Source organism: Salipiger sp. D13, assembly GCF_003703915.1.
GTDB classification, from domain to species: Bacteria; Pseudomonadota; Alphaproteobacteria; order Rhodobacterales; family Rhodobacteraceae; genus Salipiger; species Salipiger profundus.
In genome coordinates, this window is the sequence record NZ_ML112590.1 from 253,397 (window position 1) to 270,034 (window position 16,638).

General features: G+C 67.4%; 19 protein-coding genes. 4 read left to right on the plus strand and 15 right to left on the minus strand.

The genetic code is table 11. From position 1 onward, the window contains the following. Nucleotides 1-353: 353 nt before the first annotated feature. Complete coding sequence (locus D6860_RS01150) at nt 354-1,358, minus strand: FUSC family protein (protein WP_076624535.1); 1,005 nt, start codon at nt 1,356-1,358, stop codon at nt 354-356. 103 nt (nt 1,359-1,461) lie between these two features. Next, nucleotides 1,462-2,070, minus strand: a complete 609-nt coding sequence (locus tag D6860_RS01155; protein WP_076624534.1) for a MarR family winged helix-turn-helix transcriptional regulator — start codon at nt 2,068-2,070, stop codon at nt 1,462-1,464. 142 nt (nt 2,071-2,212) lie between these two features. On the opposite strand from D6860_RS01155, the gene D6860_RS01160 reads away from it, so the two are divergent. After that, a complete protein-coding gene (locus tag D6860_RS01160; protein WP_076624533.1) occupies nt 2,213-3,727 on the plus strand; it encodes an MDR family MFS transporter in 1,515 nt (504 codons plus the stop codon). 86 nt (nt 3,728-3,813) lie between these two features. Here the strand turns inward: D6860_RS01160 and D6860_RS01165 are convergent, their stop codons facing one another. The 8 genes from D6860_RS01165 to D6860_RS01200 all read right to left on the minus strand — a co-directional run bounded on the left by D6860_RS01165 (nt 3,814) and on the right by D6860_RS01200 (nt 11,552). After that, nucleotides 3,814-4,938 (minus strand): NAD(P)/FAD-dependent oxidoreductase, encoded by a 1,125-nt coding sequence (locus D6860_RS01165; RefSeq protein ID WP_076624532.1) that lies wholly within the window; start codon nt 4,936-4,938, stop codon nt 3,814-3,816. Then, nucleotides 4,935-6,335 (minus strand): FAD/NAD(P)-dependent oxidoreductase, encoded by a 1,401-nt coding sequence (locus D6860_RS01170; protein ID WP_076624531.1) that lies wholly within the window; start codon nt 6,333-6,335, stop codon nt 4,935-4,937. Before D6860_RS01170 ends, D6860_RS01165 begins: the two co-directional genes overlap by 4 nt. A 5-nt stretch (nt 6,336-6,340) precedes the next feature. Next, nucleotides 6,341-6,634 (minus strand): (2Fe-2S)-binding protein, encoded by a 294-nt coding sequence (locus D6860_RS01175; protein WP_076624530.1) that lies wholly within the window; start codon nt 6,632-6,634, stop codon nt 6,341-6,343. Continuing rightward, a complete protein-coding gene (locus D6860_RS01180) occupies nt 6,618-7,739 on the minus strand; it encodes an NAD(P)/FAD-dependent oxidoreductase (protein ID WP_076624529.1) in 1,122 nt (373 codons plus the stop codon). Before D6860_RS01180 ends, D6860_RS01175 begins: the two co-directional genes overlap by 17 nt. Then, entirely contained in the window at nt 7,736-8,539 is an 804-nt protein-coding gene (locus tag D6860_RS01185) for an ABC transporter permease (RefSeq protein WP_076624528.1), read from the minus strand. Before D6860_RS01185 ends, D6860_RS01180 begins: the two co-directional genes overlap by 4 nt. After that, nucleotides 8,536-9,384: an ABC transporter permease gene (locus D6860_RS01190; protein ID WP_076624527.1), complete on the minus strand. Its 849-nt coding sequence runs from the start codon at nt 9,382-9,384 to the stop codon at nt 8,536-8,538. Before D6860_RS01190 ends, D6860_RS01185 begins: the two co-directional genes overlap by 4 nt. Beyond that, the gene (locus D6860_RS01195) at nt 9,381-10,448 is read right to left on the minus strand and encodes an ABC transporter ATP-binding protein (RefSeq protein WP_076624526.1); all 1,068 of its coding nucleotides are present in this window, start codon (nt 10,446-10,448) and stop codon (nt 9,381-9,383) included. Before D6860_RS01195 ends, D6860_RS01190 begins: the two co-directional genes overlap by 4 nt. 75 nt (nt 10,449-10,523) lie before the next feature. Then, the gene (locus D6860_RS01200; RefSeq protein WP_017467247.1) at nt 10,524-11,552 is read right to left on the minus strand and encodes an ABC transporter substrate-binding protein; all 1,029 of its coding nucleotides are present in this window, start codon (nt 11,550-11,552) and stop codon (nt 10,524-10,526) included. 124 nt (nt 11,553-11,676) lie between these two features. On the opposite strand from D6860_RS01200, the gene D6860_RS01205 reads away from it, so the two are divergent. Together D6860_RS01205 and D6860_RS01210 are read left to right on the plus strand one after the other, a co-directional pair. Then, nucleotides 11,677-12,615, plus strand: a complete 939-nt coding sequence (locus D6860_RS01205; RefSeq protein ID WP_229743219.1) for a LysR substrate-binding domain-containing protein — start codon at nt 11,677-11,679, stop codon at nt 12,613-12,615. Nucleotides 12,616-12,758: 143 nt separating this feature from the next. Continuing rightward, nucleotides 12,759-13,103 carry a RidA family protein gene (locus D6860_RS01210; RefSeq protein ID WP_076624524.1) on the plus strand — a complete coding sequence of 115 codons (345 nt, stop codon included), beginning with the start codon at nt 12,759-12,761 and terminating at the stop codon, nt 13,101-13,103. Between the two features lie 113 nt (nt 13,104-13,216). Here D6860_RS01210 and D6860_RS01215 read toward each other — a convergent pair whose 3' ends face one another. The 3 genes from D6860_RS01215 to D6860_RS01220 all read right to left on the minus strand — a co-directional run bounded on the left by D6860_RS01215 (nt 13,217) and on the right by D6860_RS01220 (nt 15,001). Beyond that, nucleotides 13,217-13,918 (minus strand): SDR family NAD(P)-dependent oxidoreductase, encoded by a 702-nt coding sequence (locus tag D6860_RS01215; protein WP_076624523.1) that lies wholly within the window; start codon nt 13,916-13,918, stop codon nt 13,217-13,219. Between the two features lie 246 nt (nt 13,919-14,164). Then, nucleotides 14,165-14,329, minus strand: coding sequence for a hypothetical protein (locus D6860_RS25130; protein ID WP_017468018.1), 165 nt, complete (start codon nt 14,327-14,329; stop codon nt 14,165-14,167). A gap of 150 nt (nt 14,330-14,479) precedes the next feature. After that, complete coding sequence (locus tag D6860_RS01220; RefSeq protein ID WP_076624522.1) at nt 14,480-15,001, minus strand: CBS domain-containing protein; 522 nt, start codon at nt 14,999-15,001, stop codon at nt 14,480-14,482. A gap of 79 nt (nt 15,002-15,080) precedes the next feature. On the opposite strand from D6860_RS01220, the gene D6860_RS01225 reads away from it, so the two are divergent. Beyond that, nucleotides 15,081-15,260: a hypothetical protein gene (locus tag D6860_RS01225; RefSeq protein ID WP_076624521.1), complete on the plus strand. Its 180-nt coding sequence runs from the start codon at nt 15,081-15,083 to the stop codon at nt 15,258-15,260. 51 nt (nt 15,261-15,311) lie between these two features. Here the strand turns inward: D6860_RS01225 and nqrM are convergent, their stop codons facing one another. Both nqrM and D6860_RS01235 read right to left on the minus strand, forming a co-directional pair. Then, nucleotides 15,312-15,554, minus strand: a complete 243-nt coding sequence (gene nqrM, locus D6860_RS01230; RefSeq protein WP_017468025.1) for a (Na+)-NQR maturation NqrM — start codon at nt 15,552-15,554, stop codon at nt 15,312-15,314. A 41-nt stretch (nt 15,555-15,595) separates the two neighbouring features. Beyond that, nucleotides 15,596-16,585 (minus strand): FAD:protein FMN transferase, encoded by a 990-nt coding sequence (locus D6860_RS01235; protein ID WP_179949494.1) that lies wholly within the window; start codon nt 16,583-16,585, stop codon nt 15,596-15,598. Between the last annotated feature and the right edge of the window lie 53 nt (nt 16,586-16,638).

The following is a 16,638-nucleotide window of genomic DNA, read 5'->3' on the forward strand; positions in this document are numbered from 1 at the left end:
TCGTCTGCGCAGAGCCAACAAAACAGGGGGATTGCGCTTGCCCCTTTCCCGAGAAAACGGTCTCGAAAACCGTTGACCCTTCACGGGGCCCCAAGGTCCGAATCCCTGTCTATCCGCCACAAAACCTTCATTGGTTTTGGCAGGTTATCCGGATCATCAAGACGGCATTCCGCTGCATTCGCGGGGTGTCCGTCGTTTTGCGGATGCTCCAAGTCTCGAGGGACATCCCGCCCGGATCAGAACGCGGCGATGACCTGCTCACGCGCCGCGTCAGGCCCATCAGACCGATCACCAGACGATGCACTGGCCGCGGCCTTGCCACGGCGCGGGTGCGAAAGGCCCGTTACGCAATCCTAGACCAGCTGTCTCGCAAGCAGAGCCCGGTAGATCAGCACCATGACGCCGGCCCCCGCGAGTAGCGCGATGGCGCTGGTCACGTGCAGCACGGGTCCGTGGCCGCGCGCCCCGACCTCGGCCGAGAGCAGGAAGCACATGTTGCCATCGAGCCCGAGCGGCGCGATGCGAGGCGTGGCACGGATCATCGCTCCGGCCAGGATGAAGAGAGCGGCGAAGAGCAGCATTGCCTCGGGCCCGAAGCCAAGCGCGTCGCCACCGAGGCGGTAGACCAGCCCCGCCAGTACGCCGAGCGTCGCCCCGGGGAGCAGGTTCTTGAGGACCGGTCGCGGATCGGCCATCGACCCTATGATCGACGAGAAGATGCAGATCGAGAGCGCCGCTGCCACTGCCACGAAGCTCTCGGTGGCGAGCACCAGCGCGATCCCGGCGACCGCGCAGAACGCCGCGACGCCGCCCCGTCTCAGGGCCACGGCCAGCCCGTGTTCCTCGAAGCGGAAGCGATGCGGCTCCTCGCGGGGCGGGGTGAAGGCCACGGTGGCCAGCGTGACCGCCATCACCCCGATCACCGTGCACCACGTCCGATCGACGGCCAGCGCCAGCCCGTCGTCATGCGCGGCGAGCGCGGGCAGCATGACCACCGCGCAGGTCATCGAGGTCATCAGCGCACCGTAGCTGTAGATCGTGCCGATCCAGTAGGCCACCGTGACCGAGACACCGGCGGTGAGCGCAAGGCAGATCGCAAGCGCCACCGGGTCGTCGAAAGCGGCCAGCGCGGCAAAGCCCACGCCCGCACCGAGCATCGTTCCCAGCAGCCTCAGCCCGCCGCGGATCAGGATATCCTGCCGCCAAGGCTGGCTCACCACCCAGACCGGCATCGCCGCCCAGAACGGGTTTCGCAGCCCCAGCGCATGCGCCAGCGCCAAGGCCCCGAAGGCCGCTATGAAAAGCTGCGTTCCGCGTCGGACGTCGGGACGGAAATCGGAAGGTAGCGCGGACATCATCGACGGTCTCGGTCTGGCTGGCGTCTCGGGGCGTCCGGTTAGGCACCTCTGGCGACATGCGGAAGACCGCTCGCGCGGAGGTGACAGCCGGTCTGCCGCACGTTCAATCCTCGGGGGCGGCCTGCTCCGCGAGCGCGTCTCGCAGTTGCGCCACTTCGGACGCCACAGGCCCGCTCGGCCGCTCCGCCCGCTCGGACCACGCGCTGAACCGTTCGAGCAACGGAAGGAACGTCTCGATCTCGTCCTTTCGCCAGTCGCGAAGATATGAGCCCAGCACCAGCAGCTTGTAGGTGCGCACCGCCTCTACGATCCTGGCGCCGGTCTCGGTCAGTTCAAGCACGCTGCGGCGCGCGTCCTGCTGGCTGACCTCGCGGCGTATGAAGCCGCGCCGGATCAGCTCGCTGGTGATGCGGCTCGCGCGTGACGGGTCGATCCCGAGCCGGGCCGCCACGGTGCCCACCATGGTCTCGCAGCCGGTGTCCTCGTCGCGGAACTCGTTTGCCGGCGCGCGCACCGCCATCAGCACGTCGAGCTGCGGCACATCCAGGTCGAGGCCCAGATCGTTGAGCGCCGCGTGGCCCAGCTCGCGTTTCATCACCCGGCGGCGCCAGCGTTGCAGCACGGCGTCGATGTCGAGCGCCGCCTGCGACACCTCCCGCCCGATCCCGGCCCGTTCCAGATCGTCCTTCAGTCTTTCGTCCCGTTCGCTCAAAGCTGCCTCGCGCAAATAGATGCTATTGACATATATATGCCATCAGCACATATATAGACGAGGTTTCATTGTGACCCAAGGGGCGTGTTGGCGCCAGATCGCGATCTGCTGCGCCCGCCCCGCCATTTCAGGAGAAAAACGAATGGTGGACGTCGACGACGGAGCGGCCACGGCCGCGCCGGAAAAACGCATTGAAGATGGCAGCATCAGGCTTGTGCTGGGGGCGGTGGCGGCAACGCTGCTGTTCGCCTCGCTCGGCCAGACGATCGTTTCGACCGCCCTGCCCGTGATGGTCGCCGACCTCGGCGGCATGGACAAGATCACCTGGGTGATGACCGCCTATCTTCTGGCCTCGACAATCGGGGCGCCGGTGGCGGGCAAGCTCGGCGACCTCTACGGCCGCAAGATGGTGCTGCAGACCGGGATTGTCGTGTTCATCGTGGGCGCGGTGCTTTGCGGAATCGCGTCCAGCATGGGACAGGTGATCGCCGGCCGCATCCTGCAGGGCGGCGGCGGCGGTGCGCTGATCGTGACCTCGATGGCCGTGGTGGGAGACCTGCTTCCGGCCCGCGAGCGCGGCAAGGCGCAGGGCGTTCTCGGTGCGGCCTTCGGCCTGTCCACGGTGATCGGGCCGCTGCTCGGCGGCTTTCTCGTGGAACACCTGAGCTGGCACTGGATCTTCTTCGTGAACTTCCCCGTGGGGCTTGCCGCCTTTATCATCCTCGGCATCGCCCTGCCCCGGCGCGCTGACCGCTCGCGCAAGTCCGTCGACTATGCCGGCGGCGCGCTTCTGGCGACCTTCCTTGCCGCGCTGGTGCTGATCTCGAACACAGCCGGCACCGTCTTTGCATGGTCGAGCGTGCAGACGCTGTCGCTCGCGCTGATCGCGCTGGCCGCCGTGGTGATGTTCGTGCGGGTCGAGCGCCGCGCCGAAGAGCCGATCCTGCCGATGAGCCTCTTCGCCAACAACACCTTTCTCGTGGTGAACTTCGTGGGCCTGATGGTCGGCATGGCGATGTTCGGCACCATCACCTTCCTGCCGTTCTTCCTGCAGGTGGTGAAGGGCATCTCGCCGACCTCGTCGGGGCTGTTCCTCGTGCCGATGATGGGCGGCCTGCTGACCGCATCAATCGGGTCGGGCCGCTACATGGCGCGCACCGGGCGCTACAAGCTGCTGCCGGTGTTCTCGACCGCGCTGCTGTCGGTGGCGCTGCTGTCGATGACGACGCTGGCGCCCGACAGCCCGCTCTGGCTCATCGCGCTGTCGATGATCGGCATCGGGCTGGGGCTCGGGCCGGTGTTCTCGATCGGCGTCGCCGCCATCCAGAACGCGATCCCGGTGTCGATGCTGGGCGTCGGCACGGCGAGCGCCAACATGTTCCGCCTGATCGGCGGCGCGGTCGGCACCGCGGGCTTCGGCGCACTCTTCAGCGCGGGCATGGCGCACAACCTCGTGAAGTGGCTGCCCGAGGCCGGCGCCGGCGGCATCCGCACCATCGAGGCCGAAATGGTCGCCGCCCTGCCGCCCGAGACCCGCGCCCACGTGCTCGACGGCATCGCCAGCGCGCTGCACCCGGTGTTCTGGATCGCGGCAGGCTCGGCGCTCATCGCCTGCATTGCCTCGACGCAACTGCGCGAACTGCCGCTGTCGAGCTGAGCCTGCGGTCAAAGCCGAAACGATGAAACGCCCGGAGAGCCGTTCTCCGGGCGTTTTTCATGCCGTGTAGAATATCATCTGCGCCCCTACCGCGCGAAGCGGCCGATCGAGAACGGCCGGATCGGCGCCTGCGTCGCCCCCGTCGCGATCAGCTCGGCCATGATATCGCCCACGCCCGGGCCCATCTGGAAGCCATGCGCCGAGAAACCGAAGGCGTGGTAGAGCCCTTCGTGGGTCTCCGAGGGCCCGATCACCGGGATGTCGTCTGGCATCCGCCCCTCGACGCCCGACCAGCTGCGCACGATGGTCGCGCCACGCATGATCGGGAAGATCTCCATCGCCGTCTCGGCGGTCAGGCGCAGCTCGGGAAAGAGCATCTCCGTGAGGTTGTCCGACGGCTCCGCCCTGCCCCGGCGACCGCCGCCGATGACCACGGTGCCATTGGGCATCTGCTTGAACGACAGCGGTCGGCCCGTGGCGCCGACCACCGCGTCGCAGAAATGCGGCAGCCGCGCCGTGACCAGCATCATCGGCGCGATGGGCTCGACCGGCGCACGCTCGCCCAGCCGTTCCGCGATGCGTCCAGCCCATGCGCCGGCGCAGTTGAGCAGCTTCGGCGCCCGAAAACGGCGCCCGGCGGTCTCGACCAGCCAGTCGCCGCCGTCCCGCGTGACATCCGTCACCGCCTCGCCCTCGAAGATCCGCGCCCCGTCGCGTTTCGCCCGGCGCGAGATCGCGAAGGTCGTCTGGTAGGGCTGCGCGAAGCCGTCACGCAGGCTGCCGAGGCCACCGACGACATGGTCCGCGACCGCCGGCAGATGCTCGCGCAAGGCGCTGCGGTCGAGGATTACCTCGTGCTCGAAGCCCATCCCGCGCAGGGTGGCGGCGCGCTCGCGCAGCGTGTCGAGCTCGGCCTCGGTCTCGGCCACCTTGATCTGTGGGGCGATCTGGAAGCCGCAGTCGTCCTCGACCATGTCCGGCAGGCCGTACCAGATATCCATGGCATGCTGCGAGATCGGCACCTCGTCGAGATGCCGCCCGAGGCGGCGCACGCCGCCCGCGTTCGTGCCAGAGGCATGGCGCGCAACCGTGTCCTTCTCGATGACGATCACGTCGAGCCCCCGCGGCGCGGCAAACATCGCCGCCGAACAGCCGTGGATGCCGCCGCCGATGATGACGAGGTCGGCGGTCTGCTCTCCGCCCGAGATCATGGTTCCAGCTTTTCCAGCGGCTTGAACTGCGCCAGCTCCGACAGCTGCATTGGCTTCAACGGCGGACGGATGCGGAAATACCCGGTGTCGTCCATCCCGGCGTGCCGGCGCTCGGCGATGATGTTGGCCACCACGAGCCCGCAGACCCGGCCCTGGCACGGCCCCATGCCCGAGCGCAGGAAGCTCTTCACCTGGTTCGGGCCCGGGGCGCCGAGATCGACCGCCTCGCGGATCGCGCCCGCGGTGATCTCCTCGCAGCGGCAGACGGTAACGCCGTCACCGGGCAGCACGAATTCCTCGGCGGGCGCGTAGAGCGCCTCGAGGAAGGGGCGCACCGCGCCGTCGCGGGTCAGCGCCGCCTCGAGCCGGTCGGCCCGCTCGGGCGCGGACTTGCCGAGTTTCGAGGCGATGTCGAGCGCCGCGAGCCGCCCCTGCAGCGCGGCCGAGACCGCCCCCATGATGCCGGCGCCATCGCCCGCGGTGTAGACGTTCTCGACGCTCGTCAGGCCGCGCGCGTCGACCACCGGGCGGAAGCAATATTGCGCCGCATCCCAGTGATGCTCGCAGCGCAGCATCCGTGTGACCTGCTGGTTCGGCACGACGCCCTGATGCAGCGCCACGTGGGCGGCGCGGATCTCGTGGGTGCGCCCCTTCGAGGTGAAGCGCAGGCCGGTGGCCTCGGCATCGCCCATGACCTCGAGCCCCGACGCCGCGGGATGCACGGGGACGCCCGCGCGGCGCACCGCGCGCATCATCGACAGCCCCTTGCGCAGGTAGCGGTGCCCCTTGAGCGCGCCCGCCAGATGCGGCAGCGCCGCCGACATGCGCCCGCGCGGCGTCGTCTCGACCACGGCCACGGGCGGCGCACCCGCATCGATCATCTGCTTGGCGACCAGCCACAGCAACGGGCCGGAGCCAGCGAGCGCGGCGTCTTCCTCGACGATGCCGGCCGACTTGAGCAGGATCTGCAGCGCGCCCACCGTGGTCACGCCCGGCTTCGTCCAGCCCGGGATCGGCGAGGGCCGCTCGAGCGCGCCGGTGGCCACGAGGATGAAGCCCGCCTGCAACTGGGACGAGCCGCCATCACGCGAGAAATCGACCACGCGGTCGGTCGAAATGTTCCACACCGTGCTGCGCGGCAGGTAGGTGAGATCGGCCTCGCGTAGCGCGCGGGCCAGCGCCGCGCCGGCGTTGTAGTCGGCGCCGAGCACTTTGGCGCGCGCCGGGGTCGTACCTTCGATGCTGCGATAGATCTGCCCGCCGGGGCCCTCGCCCTCGTCGAGCAGCACCACCGAAAGCCCGGCCTTCGCCGCCGTGGTGGCCGCGGCCATGCCTGCCGGGCCAGCGCCGATGACCGCAAGGTCGCAAATATGCGGTGTCGTCTTGTCCTGGATCATCTCGCTCATCCTTCCACCGCCGGGCCGCCATGCTGGCGGCTTACCGTCATGCCGGCCGCAACCGGCGTGCGACAGGCCTGCACGTTCGGCACGCCGTCGATCTCCATCAGGCAGTCGAAACAGGTCCCCATCATGCAGAAGATGCCGCGCGGCTCGCCCGACACGACGCTGTCGCGCAGGCTGCGCACCCCCGCCGCCGTGAGCGCCGCGGCAACGCTGTCGCCCGCGCGCGCCTCGATGGGCCGGTCCTCGAAGGTGAAGGTGACGGTTTCGCCCCCGTCCTCAATACGCTTCGCCATGGAACCTCCTGGTCGTAAAGATGTCGATGTCGGGATCGAGCGCGCCGCGCGCGATCATCGGGGCCAGCGCCATGGCATGGGCGCCCGCAAGGGTGACGCCGGAGTGGCAGTTGACCGAGAAGGCCCCCGGCATCTCGCGGCTCTGTTCGTAGATCGGCCCGCCGTCGGGGCTGAGAATGCGCACCGCCGCCCAGCTTCGCAGGATCCGGAGCTTCGCCAGCGCCGGGAAGCAGCGCACCGCGTTGCGGGCGATGTCGGTCAGCGGCGGCGTCGTGGAGCGCGTGGAATAGCCGGTGTCCTCGTGGCTGTCGCCCATCATGATCGACCCCTCGTCGGTCTGCCGCACCACGTGGGTGGGCATCGGAAGGAACGGTGCGCAGCGCTCGGTGACGAGGATCTGGCCCTTTTCCGGCCGCAGCGGCACGTCGAGCCCGATCATCGGCGCGAGCTTGCTGTTGCCGTGCCCCGCCGCGAGAACGATCTTGGCGCCGCGATAGGTGGTCGAAGCGGTCTTGGCGAAGAAGCCCTCGCCGTCCTTGCCGACCTCGGTCACTGGCCCGTCGGTGGCGTGTTGCACACCCTGCGCCTTCAGCCCCGCCGTGAGCGAACGCAGCAGCCGCAGCGGGCTGGCGTGGCCATCGTGCTTGCCGTAGGAGCCGCCGACCACGTCGGGGCCGATGCCCGGCAGCATCTTCTCGAGCTCGGCCCGGTCGAGGATCTCGGCACCGTAGCCCTGCCCGCCGTTGACGTTGTGCATCCGCTGGTTGGTCTCGCGCATGCCCTCGAGCTCTTCTTCCGAGAGCGCGAGGATCATGCCGCCGGGCTTGTGGTAGTCGGGGCCCACCCCGGTCTGCTCGGTGAGCGTGGCGGCGAACTCGGGCCAGATGTCGGCCGAGCGCCGGGTCCAGCGCGCGTATTCCGGCAGGTTGCGGCCCTTGGTCTGCACCCAGACCAGCCCGAAGTTCCCGCGCGAGGCGCGCAGCGCCACGTCGCCCTCGTCGATCACCGTCACCCGTTCGCCCTCGCGGGCGAGGCCCCAGGCGATGGCGGTGCCGACAAGCCCGCCACCGACGACGATGGTGTCGGCGCTTCCAGTCCAGTTCATGTCTTCTTGCCTTCTCCGATCAGGAGCCTGTCGAGCCCGTAGAGCCTGTCGACGATCACCATCAGCACCACGCTGAAGATCACCGTTACCGAGGAAACAGAGGCCACCAGCGGATCTGTCGTCTGCGTGATATGCGAGAACATGCGCACGGGCAGCGTCGTGGTCGAGGGGTTCACGATGAAGACCGTCACCGTCAGCTCGTCGAAGCTGGTGATGAAGGCCAGCACCCAGCCGCCGACCACGCCTGGCAGGATCGCCGGGAAGGTGATGCGGCGGAACACCGTCCAGCGCCCGGCCCCGAGGCTCTCGGCCGCGCTTTCGACCGTCCGGTCGAGCCCGACCACCGCCGCCAGCACCAGCCGCAGGATGAACGGCGTGATGATGATCGCATGGCACGCCATGAGACCGACGAACGTGCCGTTCAGCCCGAAGAGGCTCAGGAAGCGCAGGAAGGCGATGCCCAGCACCACCGTCGGCACCATGAGCGGCGACAGGAACAGCGCCTGCAGCGCCTCGCGCCCCCGGAACTTGCCCTGCCCGATGGCCAGCGCCGCCGGGATCGCGAGAATGCAGGCCAGCGTCGCTGCCGCCAAGGCAAGCTTGAGGCTGATCCAGGCCGCGGCGATGAAATCGGGGTTGTCGAGGATCGCCTGATACCAGCGCAGCGAGATGCCGCTCGGCGGAAACTCGAGGAAGCCCTCGGGTGTGAAGGACACACCCAGCACGACCACGATGGGCGCGAGCATGAAGGTGCAGAAAGCGATGTTGAAGATCAGCGCGAAGGGTCCGTTGCGGTTCATTCCAGCGCCTCCCCGTAGCGGCGTTCGACCAGCCGGTTCCATGCCAGCATGATGACCATGACCGAGGCGAGCAGCAGCATCGCGATGGCGGCGCCGAGCGGCCAGTCGAGCGTGTTGAGAAATTCGTCGTAGACCGTGGTGGCGACCACCTTCACCCGGCGACCGCCGAGGATGGCGGGCGTCGCGAAGGCCGAGGCCGACATCGAGAACACGATGAGCGAGCCCGAGAGGATGCCCGGGATGGTCTGCGGCAGCACGATGCGCCGGAACACGGTGAAGGCCGAGGCGCCGAGGCTTTCGGCGGCGGCCTCCGTCGAGGGGTCCTTGCGCTGCAGCGCCGCCCACACGGCGAGCACCATGAACGGCACGAAGACATGCACGAGCGCCAGCACGATGCCGCCCTCGGTATACATCATCTTGATCGGCCGCTCGATCAGCCCCCAGTTCTCGAGCGCGGTGTTGATGACGCCCCGGTTGCCCAGAAGGATCGCCCAGCCCAGCGTGCGCACCACCACCGAGATCAGCAGCGGGCCGATCACGATCAGCACCACGATCGAACGCCACATCGGCGAAAGCCGGTAGAGGATGTAGGCCTGAGGCACCCCGATCAGGGCACAGATCGCGGTGGTGGCCAGCGCGATGCCGAAGGTCCGTCCGAAGATTTCCCAGAAGTAGCTGTCGCCCAGAACCTCGGCATAGTTCTCGAACGAGAAAGTGGGAATGATGCCTTCGTAGAAGTCGAAGCTGTTGAAGCTCAGGACAAAGGTCATCCCGAGCGGCACCAGCAGCAGCACTCCGAAAAGCACCAGCGCCGGCGCGGAGAGTAGCCAGGGGCGCGCCGTCATGCCGACACCTCGTGTTCGGCGGGAAGGATGCGCAGGTCATGCGGTGCCCAGGCGAGGTGCACGGTCGATCCGATCTCGACCTCGCGGGCCCCGGCGTTGCGGCGGGCGACGAGGAACTCTCCCATCGGCGTCTCGACCGCGAGCATCCACTGCGCGCCGAAGAAGATCCGCTCGCGCACGGTGCCCGAGACAAGACCGGCCCCGGCGTCGACAAGCTCGATGCGCTCGGGGCGCACCGCGATCTCGACAGGCCCCGGCAGATGCGAGACCCTGGGTCCGCGCAGCGTCTGGCCGCCCGACAGGATGACCGATCCGGTCTCGTCGTTGCTCTGAAGAGTGGCCGGGAAGTTGTTGCTTTTTCCGAGGAAAGTGGAAACGAAGCTCGACCGCGGCGTCTCGTAGACATCGAAGGGACTGTCGACCTGCTGAAGGCGGCCCTTGTCCATCACGACCACGCGGTCGGACATGGCGAGTGCCTCGGACTGGTCGTGGGTGACCATCACGGTGGTGACCCCGGCCTCGCGCTGGATGCGGCGCAGCTCGAGCTGCATTTCCTCGCGCAGCTTGGCGTCGAGGTTCGACAGCGGCTCGTCGAGCAGCAGAAGCTCGGGCTCGATCACCAGGGCGCGGGCAAGCGCCACCCGTTGCCGCTGACCGCCGGACATGGCGCGCGGATAGCGGTCGGCAAGCGCGCCGAGGTGGACCATCTCGAGCGCGTCGTTCACGCGCCGGGTCAACTCGGCCTTGGGCACCTTGCGCATCTCGAGCCCGAAGGCCACGTTCTCGCGCACTGTCATGTGCATGAAAAGCGCGTAGGTCTGGAACACGATCCCCAGTCCGCGCTGCCGCGCCGGGATCGACGCGAGGTCGCGCCCGGCCAGTTCGATCCGCCCGCCAGTGGGCGAGGTGAAGCCGGCGATCATCTGCAGCGTCGTTGTCTTGCCGCAGCCGGAGGGGCCGAGCAGCGAGACGAACTCGCCCTTCTCGACCGTGCAGGTCAGGTTATCGACGGCCCGCACGTCGCCATAGGTCTTGGTCAGACCGTCAAGAACGAGAAATGTCATCGTCTCTCCCGAAAGGATGTCGGACGGGCGCCATGCAGGCCCCCGCCCGTGTTGTTATTGCCGGAAAAGAATGACTTACCGCTCGACTTCGCGGGCCCAGCGGCTGGTCCAGTCCTGCCGCGCCGGGTTGATGGTGTCCCAGTCGACCGCCACGAGGCTGTCGATCTTGTCACCGTAGGGCAGCGTCTCGGCCAGTTCCTGCGGAAGCTCGGCGGTGGTGTTCACCGGGCCCGTGCCCATGGCATCGGCCAGGCGCACCTGGATCTCGGGATCGAGCAGGTAGTCGATGAAGGCCTGTGCTTCCTCGGGCACATCGCTGTCGACCACCGGGCAAGCCGCGATCATGAGTGCAACGGCGCCCTCTTCGGGATAGGCGAAGGCGGCCGGGAAGCCGGTATCGGCGAGCGACTTGGTACGGCCCGAGCCCCAGATCGACAGCGCGATCTCTTCGGACTGGAAAAGCTCGGACATCTTGCCCGACGAGGGTTCGAAGACCAGCACGTTCGGCGCGATCTCGTTGGCCATCACCTCGAAGCCGGGGTCGATGTCCTCTTCGCCACCGCCGGCAAGGCGCGCGGCCATCACGAGCGTGTGCAGGCCGTAGGTGTTGGTGATCGGCGGAATGGACAGGATACCCTCGTATTTCTCGTCCTGGAGGTCGAGCCAGCTCTTCGGCGGCTCCCAGCCCTCGCGCTCGAACCACTCGGTGTTGTAGGTGAAGCCGGTGGCGACAAAGCCCACACCAATCGAGTTCTCGCCGAGACGCGCGATGTCGTAGACGTCTGCCTTGGCCTCGGTGTCCTCGATCGGCGCACAGAAACCGAGCGCGTCGGCTTGGTACATCGGACCGTCGTCGAGGATCACGACGTCGAGTTCCTGCGAGTTGCGCTGTGCCTGAAGCCGCGCGAGGTTCTCGGTCGAGTTGCCGGGCACGAAGGCGATGCTGACGTCATGCGCCTTCTCGAATTCGGGGATGATGAGCTCTTTCATCAGCGTCTCGAACGAGCCGCCGTAGCCGCCCACGGTCAGCGTCTTGTCCTGCGCCATGGCCGGAAGCGCGGTGGTCAGCCCCAGAACGGCTGCAAGTGCCAGTTTCTTGTTCATCACGGGTGTCCCTGTTGGTTGTATGTGACGCCTTGATGAAGCGGCGGATTGCCCGCGCTTTCAAATGAGTTTACTTGGGTCACCCATTCCAACTGGTTATGGAGAAAACATGGCGCGGGCAAATATGCGGCAAATCGAAGCCTTCAACGCCGTGATTAAGTGCGGCTCCGTTACACGCGCAGCGGAATCGCTCTTCATCAGCCAACCGGCGGTGACGAAGTTGATTCGTGGATTCGAGGACAGTTGCGGCTTCGCGCTCTTCAAACGCGCGGGCGGTCGCCTGCATCCGACATCCGAAGCGCAACGGCTCTACCTGGAGACCGAGAAGCTGCTGACCGGGGTCGCCCGTGTCGAGAACATCGCCCGCTCGATCCGCGAGCTCGAACGGGGCGAGATCGCGGTGCTGGCATACCCCGCATTCAGCCTCCGGTTCCTGCCGCTCATCGCTTCGTCTTTCCTGGATGCCCGTCCCGATGTCCGCCTGTCGATCGAAACCCGCAGCTCGCGGGCGATCTACGAGTCGATGCTGACGGGCGTCGCGGATTTCGGCATCTCGCTCATCCCGACGAGCCATTCGGGGCTCGATTGCCGGATCTTCCGCGAAACCTCGATGGTCTGCGCGCTTCCGCCCGGTCATCCGCTTGCCCGCAAGCCCGTCATCGACCTGCGCGAGATCGCGCGGGAACGGTTCATCTCGCTCGGACGCGACGATCTTTCGACCACCGTGACCGCCGAGGCCTTCCGGCAGGTCGGCGAAGACATCGACCCGGTGATCCGGGTGCAGATGGCCGACACCGCCTGCACCTTCGTCGCCGAGGGACAGGGCGTTGCGCTGGTGCCGGCACTGGCCACGCTCGGCTGGAGCGAGGAACAGCTTACCTTTCGCCCGGTCTGGCCCAAGCCCGCGAAGGAAATGTGGCTCTACACCCGGACGCACGAGCCGCTTTCCATGCTCTCCGGCCTCCTGCTGACCCAGATCCGCGAGGAACTCGACCGGATCGAGGCGCGCTTCCGCCCGGCCCCCGAGGCTGTCGCGGCCTTGCCTCCTCTGCCGATCTACTGACACCGCATAACCCTGGGTGATGGGGTTTCGATCTTTTCTCATTTGCGGCTTGCACGCCCTGCGGGAATGATGCCGCGCAAGGCCCCGTCGCGACAGCACGGGGCCGTTCACATCGGCCCCGCGGCCGCAACAAGGAGAGATCCATGATCACCCGTTCCGTCCAGACCAAGATCCACCACCGCATCGTCGAACACGCGGGCACCGTCTACATCGGCGGCGTCGTCGCCGACGACCGCAGCAAGGACATGAAGGGCCAGACGGAAGAGGTCTGCGCCAAGATCGAGGCGCTGCTCGAGCAGGCCGGCAGTTCGAAGGACAAGATCCTTTCGGCCATGATCTACGCGACCGACTTCTCGCAGAAGGACGGTCTGAACGAGGCCTGGACCGAGTGGCTCTCGCCCGAGCAGCTGCCCGTCCGCGCCTTCATCGGCGTGGCCGAGCTTGGCAAGGACGTGCTCGTCGAGATCGTCGTCACCGCCGCGAAGTAATCCGCCCTCCCGGCAAAGACACAGGGGCCGCGCCATCCCGGCGCGGCCCCTTTTTCATGGCTGCATGTGGCGTCGCCGCGCTCTCGGCTCGGGTACGACAGGTACGCGCCGGGTCAGTGAATGCCGTCGGGCTGGCAGTTCACCGCGACCTCGGCCTGCGAGAGCGTGCCCGGCAGCGCGATGGTGTCGAGCGTGAGCCGCGCGAGGTCCTCGACCTGCGTCATCGCGGCGGTCGGATAATCACCACCGGAGGCGGTCTCTCCCATGTCGGTGGCCACGAGACCCGGACAGATCGCGGTGGCGCGAATGCCCTTTTCCCAGCCTTCGTGACGCAGCGCGTGGGCCAGCCCGACCGCGGCGAACTTCGAGAAGGAATAGAGCGCCGACCCGGCGCTTTTCACACGCTTTCCCGACAGCGAGGCCATGACGATCACCCGCCCCTCGCCTGACGTCGCGAGCGGCTCCCAGGCCGCCGCTGCCAGTCGGCGCGGGGCATGGGCGTTGACTTCGAAGAGCTCGTGAACGCCTACGTCATCGTCGGTGACGATGCTGTCCGGGGTGAAGAGCCCGGCGCAGGCCACTACGGCGTCGATCCGGCCATGACGCTCCATGACGCCCGCCACCCAGTCTGCCTCGCCTCCCTTGCTGGCGTCGTAAGGCACCGCCTCGGCCGAGCTTGCGTCCAATCCTTCGGGCAGGCCCGAGGCATCCCGTAGCCCAAGCGACACGAACCAGCCACGGCGCGCGGCCTCGAGCGCGATTCCATGTCCAATTCCGCGGGAGCCGCCGGTCAGCAGCATGATCTTCTTCGTCATCCGTTCGTCCTTGTTCCAGTGCCGCCCTTGTGCCGCCCTCGGGGCATGACGGCAATCCGGCGCCCCGGACCCGCTGTCGGAACGACGGTAGATTGGTCACGTCCCGCCATTGATGCACGGAGAAACGGCGCCGGAAGAGTGTCCCGGCGCCGTATGTCGTCCTGTGATCTCCGAAGCCGATCCGGCTGCTGGTCTCAGACCCTGACCGCGCCCCTCCTCAAGGGTGCGACCGTCGATCCGAGACTCTCAGGCCCGCCCCCGTACCGGGGCAAAGGGCAGCACCGCCGCGCTTGCCGCCGGCGCGTCACGCCGTGCGGTCCGGCGTGAACTGACGCCTGCGACCAGTGCGAGAATGATGAGCGGTGCGGTGATCAGAAGGCCTATGGACAGGCCCACCATAAATAACGTCATTGATTGTCCTCCCTGAGAGAGAGGCTATCACGGAAACGCGGCGACACAATGCCGCAGTTCATTCAGATGACGCAAAAATTTCGGACCGAACCGCACATGAAAACGGCCCGCCCGAGGGCAGGCCGTGGCGTCATCGGCAATCCGGAAAGGTCAGCCGACGATCAGTTGCTTGAGCTGCAGAGCCTCGTATTCCAGCGCGGTGAGACGGAAATTCACCACGTCGCCGATCGACACCATGCCGATCATCGCGCCCTCTTCGACCACCGGCATGTGGCGGAATCGGCCGTCGGTCATGCGTCGCAGCAACCTTACCAGCGACTCGTCGGGCGCGCAGGTCTGCGGGTCGGGCGTCATCAGTTCGGCGACCGTCTGTGGCAGGGTCTGCCCCGGCGTGTCGGCAAGACGGCGGACGATGTCGCGCTCGGACAGGATCCCGGTCAGCGCGCCGCTCTCGTCGGTGACCACGACTGCGCCGATCTTGCGGTCGCGCAGCAGTTCCACCGCCGCGCCGATGGTGGCATCGGGCCGGATCGAGATGACCTCGCCGCCCTTCTGGTCGAGGATATGGCGCACCGTCGTCTCGGCGGCCTTCAGGTTCGTCTCGAGCGACTGGCTGACGCTTTTCTGCTCGTCGCCGTCGCCACGGGTTTCCGGTTGGTATGAAGCAGGCATCGCGTGACCTCCCTTGATCCCGATTGAGGTTAGTGCAATCAGCGCACGAGTAAACGCGCTTTGTCGAGAAGGTCGTCTTTTGTCCGAGCTTTCGCTCTCACCCGCCGTGGCCACGGTGCTGTTCGTGATCGCCTGCCTCGCGGGCTACCAGTATCGCCGCACCTGGAAGGCCGAGGGCCCGCGCTGGCAGCTCTGGCTGTTCGGGGCGGTCGCGGCGGTGGCGCTGCTGACGCTCGGCTTCCTGCCGCTCGGTAGCTAAGGCGCGCCGCGCACGGTCGGATCTTTTCGAGAAATGCCGCGCAGAGACCGGTCAGGAGGCCGCTTCGCGCTCCATGTCCTCGACCATGCGCCGCGCGCGGGGGCAGCTGAGCCTGTCGCGCAGCGGGCTGTCCGGGTCGATTTCCTTCTTGCAGACCACGCAGTGATCGGCGTCGGCAATGGCGTTCAGCCCGCCGCAGCTGCCCTTGATGGTGCGTCCGTTGAAGATGACGCCGAGCGCCATGCCCAGCATCACGATCATCAGGAGCCCGAAGGCGAGAAGGAAGGTCGACATGCCGGACACTCCTTGCGGCGGCGGGTTGGTTCAGACGCGGATCAGGCCTGCAGCGTCTTGTAGCGCTCGCTGGCGGTGGTCACGGTGCCCTTGTCGCCCGCGTTGGGGCCGCGTTCAATGAAGAGCACGGCCATGTCACGATCATTTGCGATCTCGAGCCCGCGCTCGCGGCCGAGCACCAGCAACGCGGTGGCCCAGGCGTCGGCGAGCATGGCGTTCTCGGTCAGCACGGTGACCGAGGCGGTCTGGTGCGTGACCGGACGGCCGGTGGTCGCGTCGATGATGTGCGAGTAGCGCTGGCCATCCGCGTCGAAGAAGTTGCGGTAATCGCCCGAGGTCGCCACGCCGAGGTTCGACACGCCGACGATCTCCTGCACGCCACGGTCGAAGGCCTGCGGCGTCTCGATGCCGATCTGCCAGGGGCGGCCGTCGGGGTTGAGGCCAGCGGTGTAGAGGTCGCCGCCGATCTCGACCATGTAATCGGTCACGCCGAAGCGCGCGAGGGTGCGCGCCATCTCGTCGACGCCGAAGCCCTTGCCGATGGCCGACAGGTAAACCTCGGCCTCGGGGCGGGCCTTCTGCAGGGCGCCGTCGCCCACGCGCATGATCTCGTGCTGGCCGCAGCAGGCCAGCGCGTCGGCGATTTCCGTGTCGCCCGGCGTGTCGGCACGTGTGCCGCGCGCGCCGAAGCCCCAGAGGTCGATCAGCGGGCCGACGGTGACGTCGAAACGGCGATCACTGCCCTCGTTCACTTCCTGCGCGGCCTTCATCACCTGCGCAAGCTCCGGCGAGACGGCCACGGGGGCCGCGGCGCGCGAGGCGTTGAAGCGCGAGATTTCCGACGCGTCGTCCCAGTTCGACATCTGCGCGTTGACCTTTGCAAGGCTCGCGTCGATGGCGGCCTGAAGCTCGACCTTGTCGACCGACTTGGTATGGTCGACGGCAATCACGGAATAGCCGGTGCCCATGGTCAGCCCCGAGAGCTCCAGCACGGACCAGCCCTTCTTGCATGCGGCAAGCGCGAGCGGCATGGCGATGAAGCTACGGCGTGAAAGGAGGAATTGTTCGGCCACGGGTCTTTTCT

Bases quoted from the DNA above. Each gene is read 5' to 3' on its own strand.
- D6860_RS01200 (WP_017467247.1), bottom strand. From the start codon at position 11,552: ATGAACAAGAAACTGGCACTTGCAGCCGTTCTGGGGCTGACCACCGCG.
- D6860_RS01215 (WP_076624523.1), bottom strand. From the start codon at position 13,918: ATGACGAAGAAGATCATGCTGCTGACCGGCGGCTCCCGCGGAATTGGA.
- D6860_RS01175 (WP_076624530.1), bottom strand. From the start codon at position 6,634: ATGGCGAAGCGTATTGAGGACGGGGGCGAAACCGTCACCTTCACCTTC.
- D6860_RS01180 (WP_076624529.1), bottom strand. From the start codon at position 7,739: ATGAACTGGACTGGAAGCGCCGACACCATCGTCGTCGGTGGCGGGCTT.
- nqrM (WP_017468025.1), bottom strand. From the start codon at position 15,554: ATGTCGACCTTCCTTCTCGCCTTCGGGCTCCTGATGATCGTGATGCTG.
- D6860_RS01170 (WP_076624531.1), bottom strand. From the start codon at position 6,335: ATGATCCAGGACAAGACGACACCGCATATTTGCGACCTTGCGGTCATC.
- D6860_RS01195 (WP_076624526.1), bottom strand. From the start codon at position 10,448: ATGACATTTCTCGTTCTTGACGGTCTGACCAAGACCTATGGCGACGTG.
- D6860_RS01185 (WP_076624528.1), bottom strand. From the start codon at position 8,539: ATGAACCGCAACGGACCCTTCGCGCTGATCTTCAACATCGCTTTCTGC.
- D6860_RS25130 (WP_017468018.1), bottom strand. From the start codon at position 14,329: ATGACGTTATTTATGGTGGGCCTGTCCATAGGCCTTCTGATCACCGCA.
- D6860_RS01205 (WP_229743219.1), top strand. From the start codon at position 11,677: ATGCGGCAAATCGAAGCCTTCAACGCCGTGATTAAGTGCGGCTCCGTT.
- D6860_RS01235 (WP_179949494.1), bottom strand. From the start codon at position 16,585: ATGCCGCTCGCGCTTGCCGCATGCAAGAAGGGCTGGTCCGTGCTGGAG.
- D6860_RS01190 (WP_076624527.1), bottom strand. From the start codon at position 9,384: ATGACGGCGCGCCCCTGGCTACTCTCCGCGCCGGCGCTGGTGCTTTTC.
- D6860_RS01165 (WP_076624532.1), bottom strand. From the start codon at position 4,938: ATGATCTCGGGCGGAGAGCAGACCGCCGACCTCGTCATCATCGGCGGC.
- D6860_RS01210 (WP_076624524.1), top strand. From the start codon at position 12,759: ATGATCACCCGTTCCGTCCAGACCAAGATCCACCACCGCATCGTCGAA.
- D6860_RS01150 (WP_076624535.1), bottom strand. From the start codon at position 1,358: ATGATGTCCGCGCTACCTTCCGATTTCCGTCCCGACGTCCGACGCGGA.
- D6860_RS01220 (WP_076624522.1), bottom strand. From the start codon at position 15,001: ATGCCTGCTTCATACCAACCGGAAACCCGTGGCGACGGCGACGAGCAG.
- D6860_RS01160 (WP_076624533.1), top strand. From the start codon at position 2,213: ATGGTGGACGTCGACGACGGAGCGGCCACGGCCGCGCCGGAAAAACGC.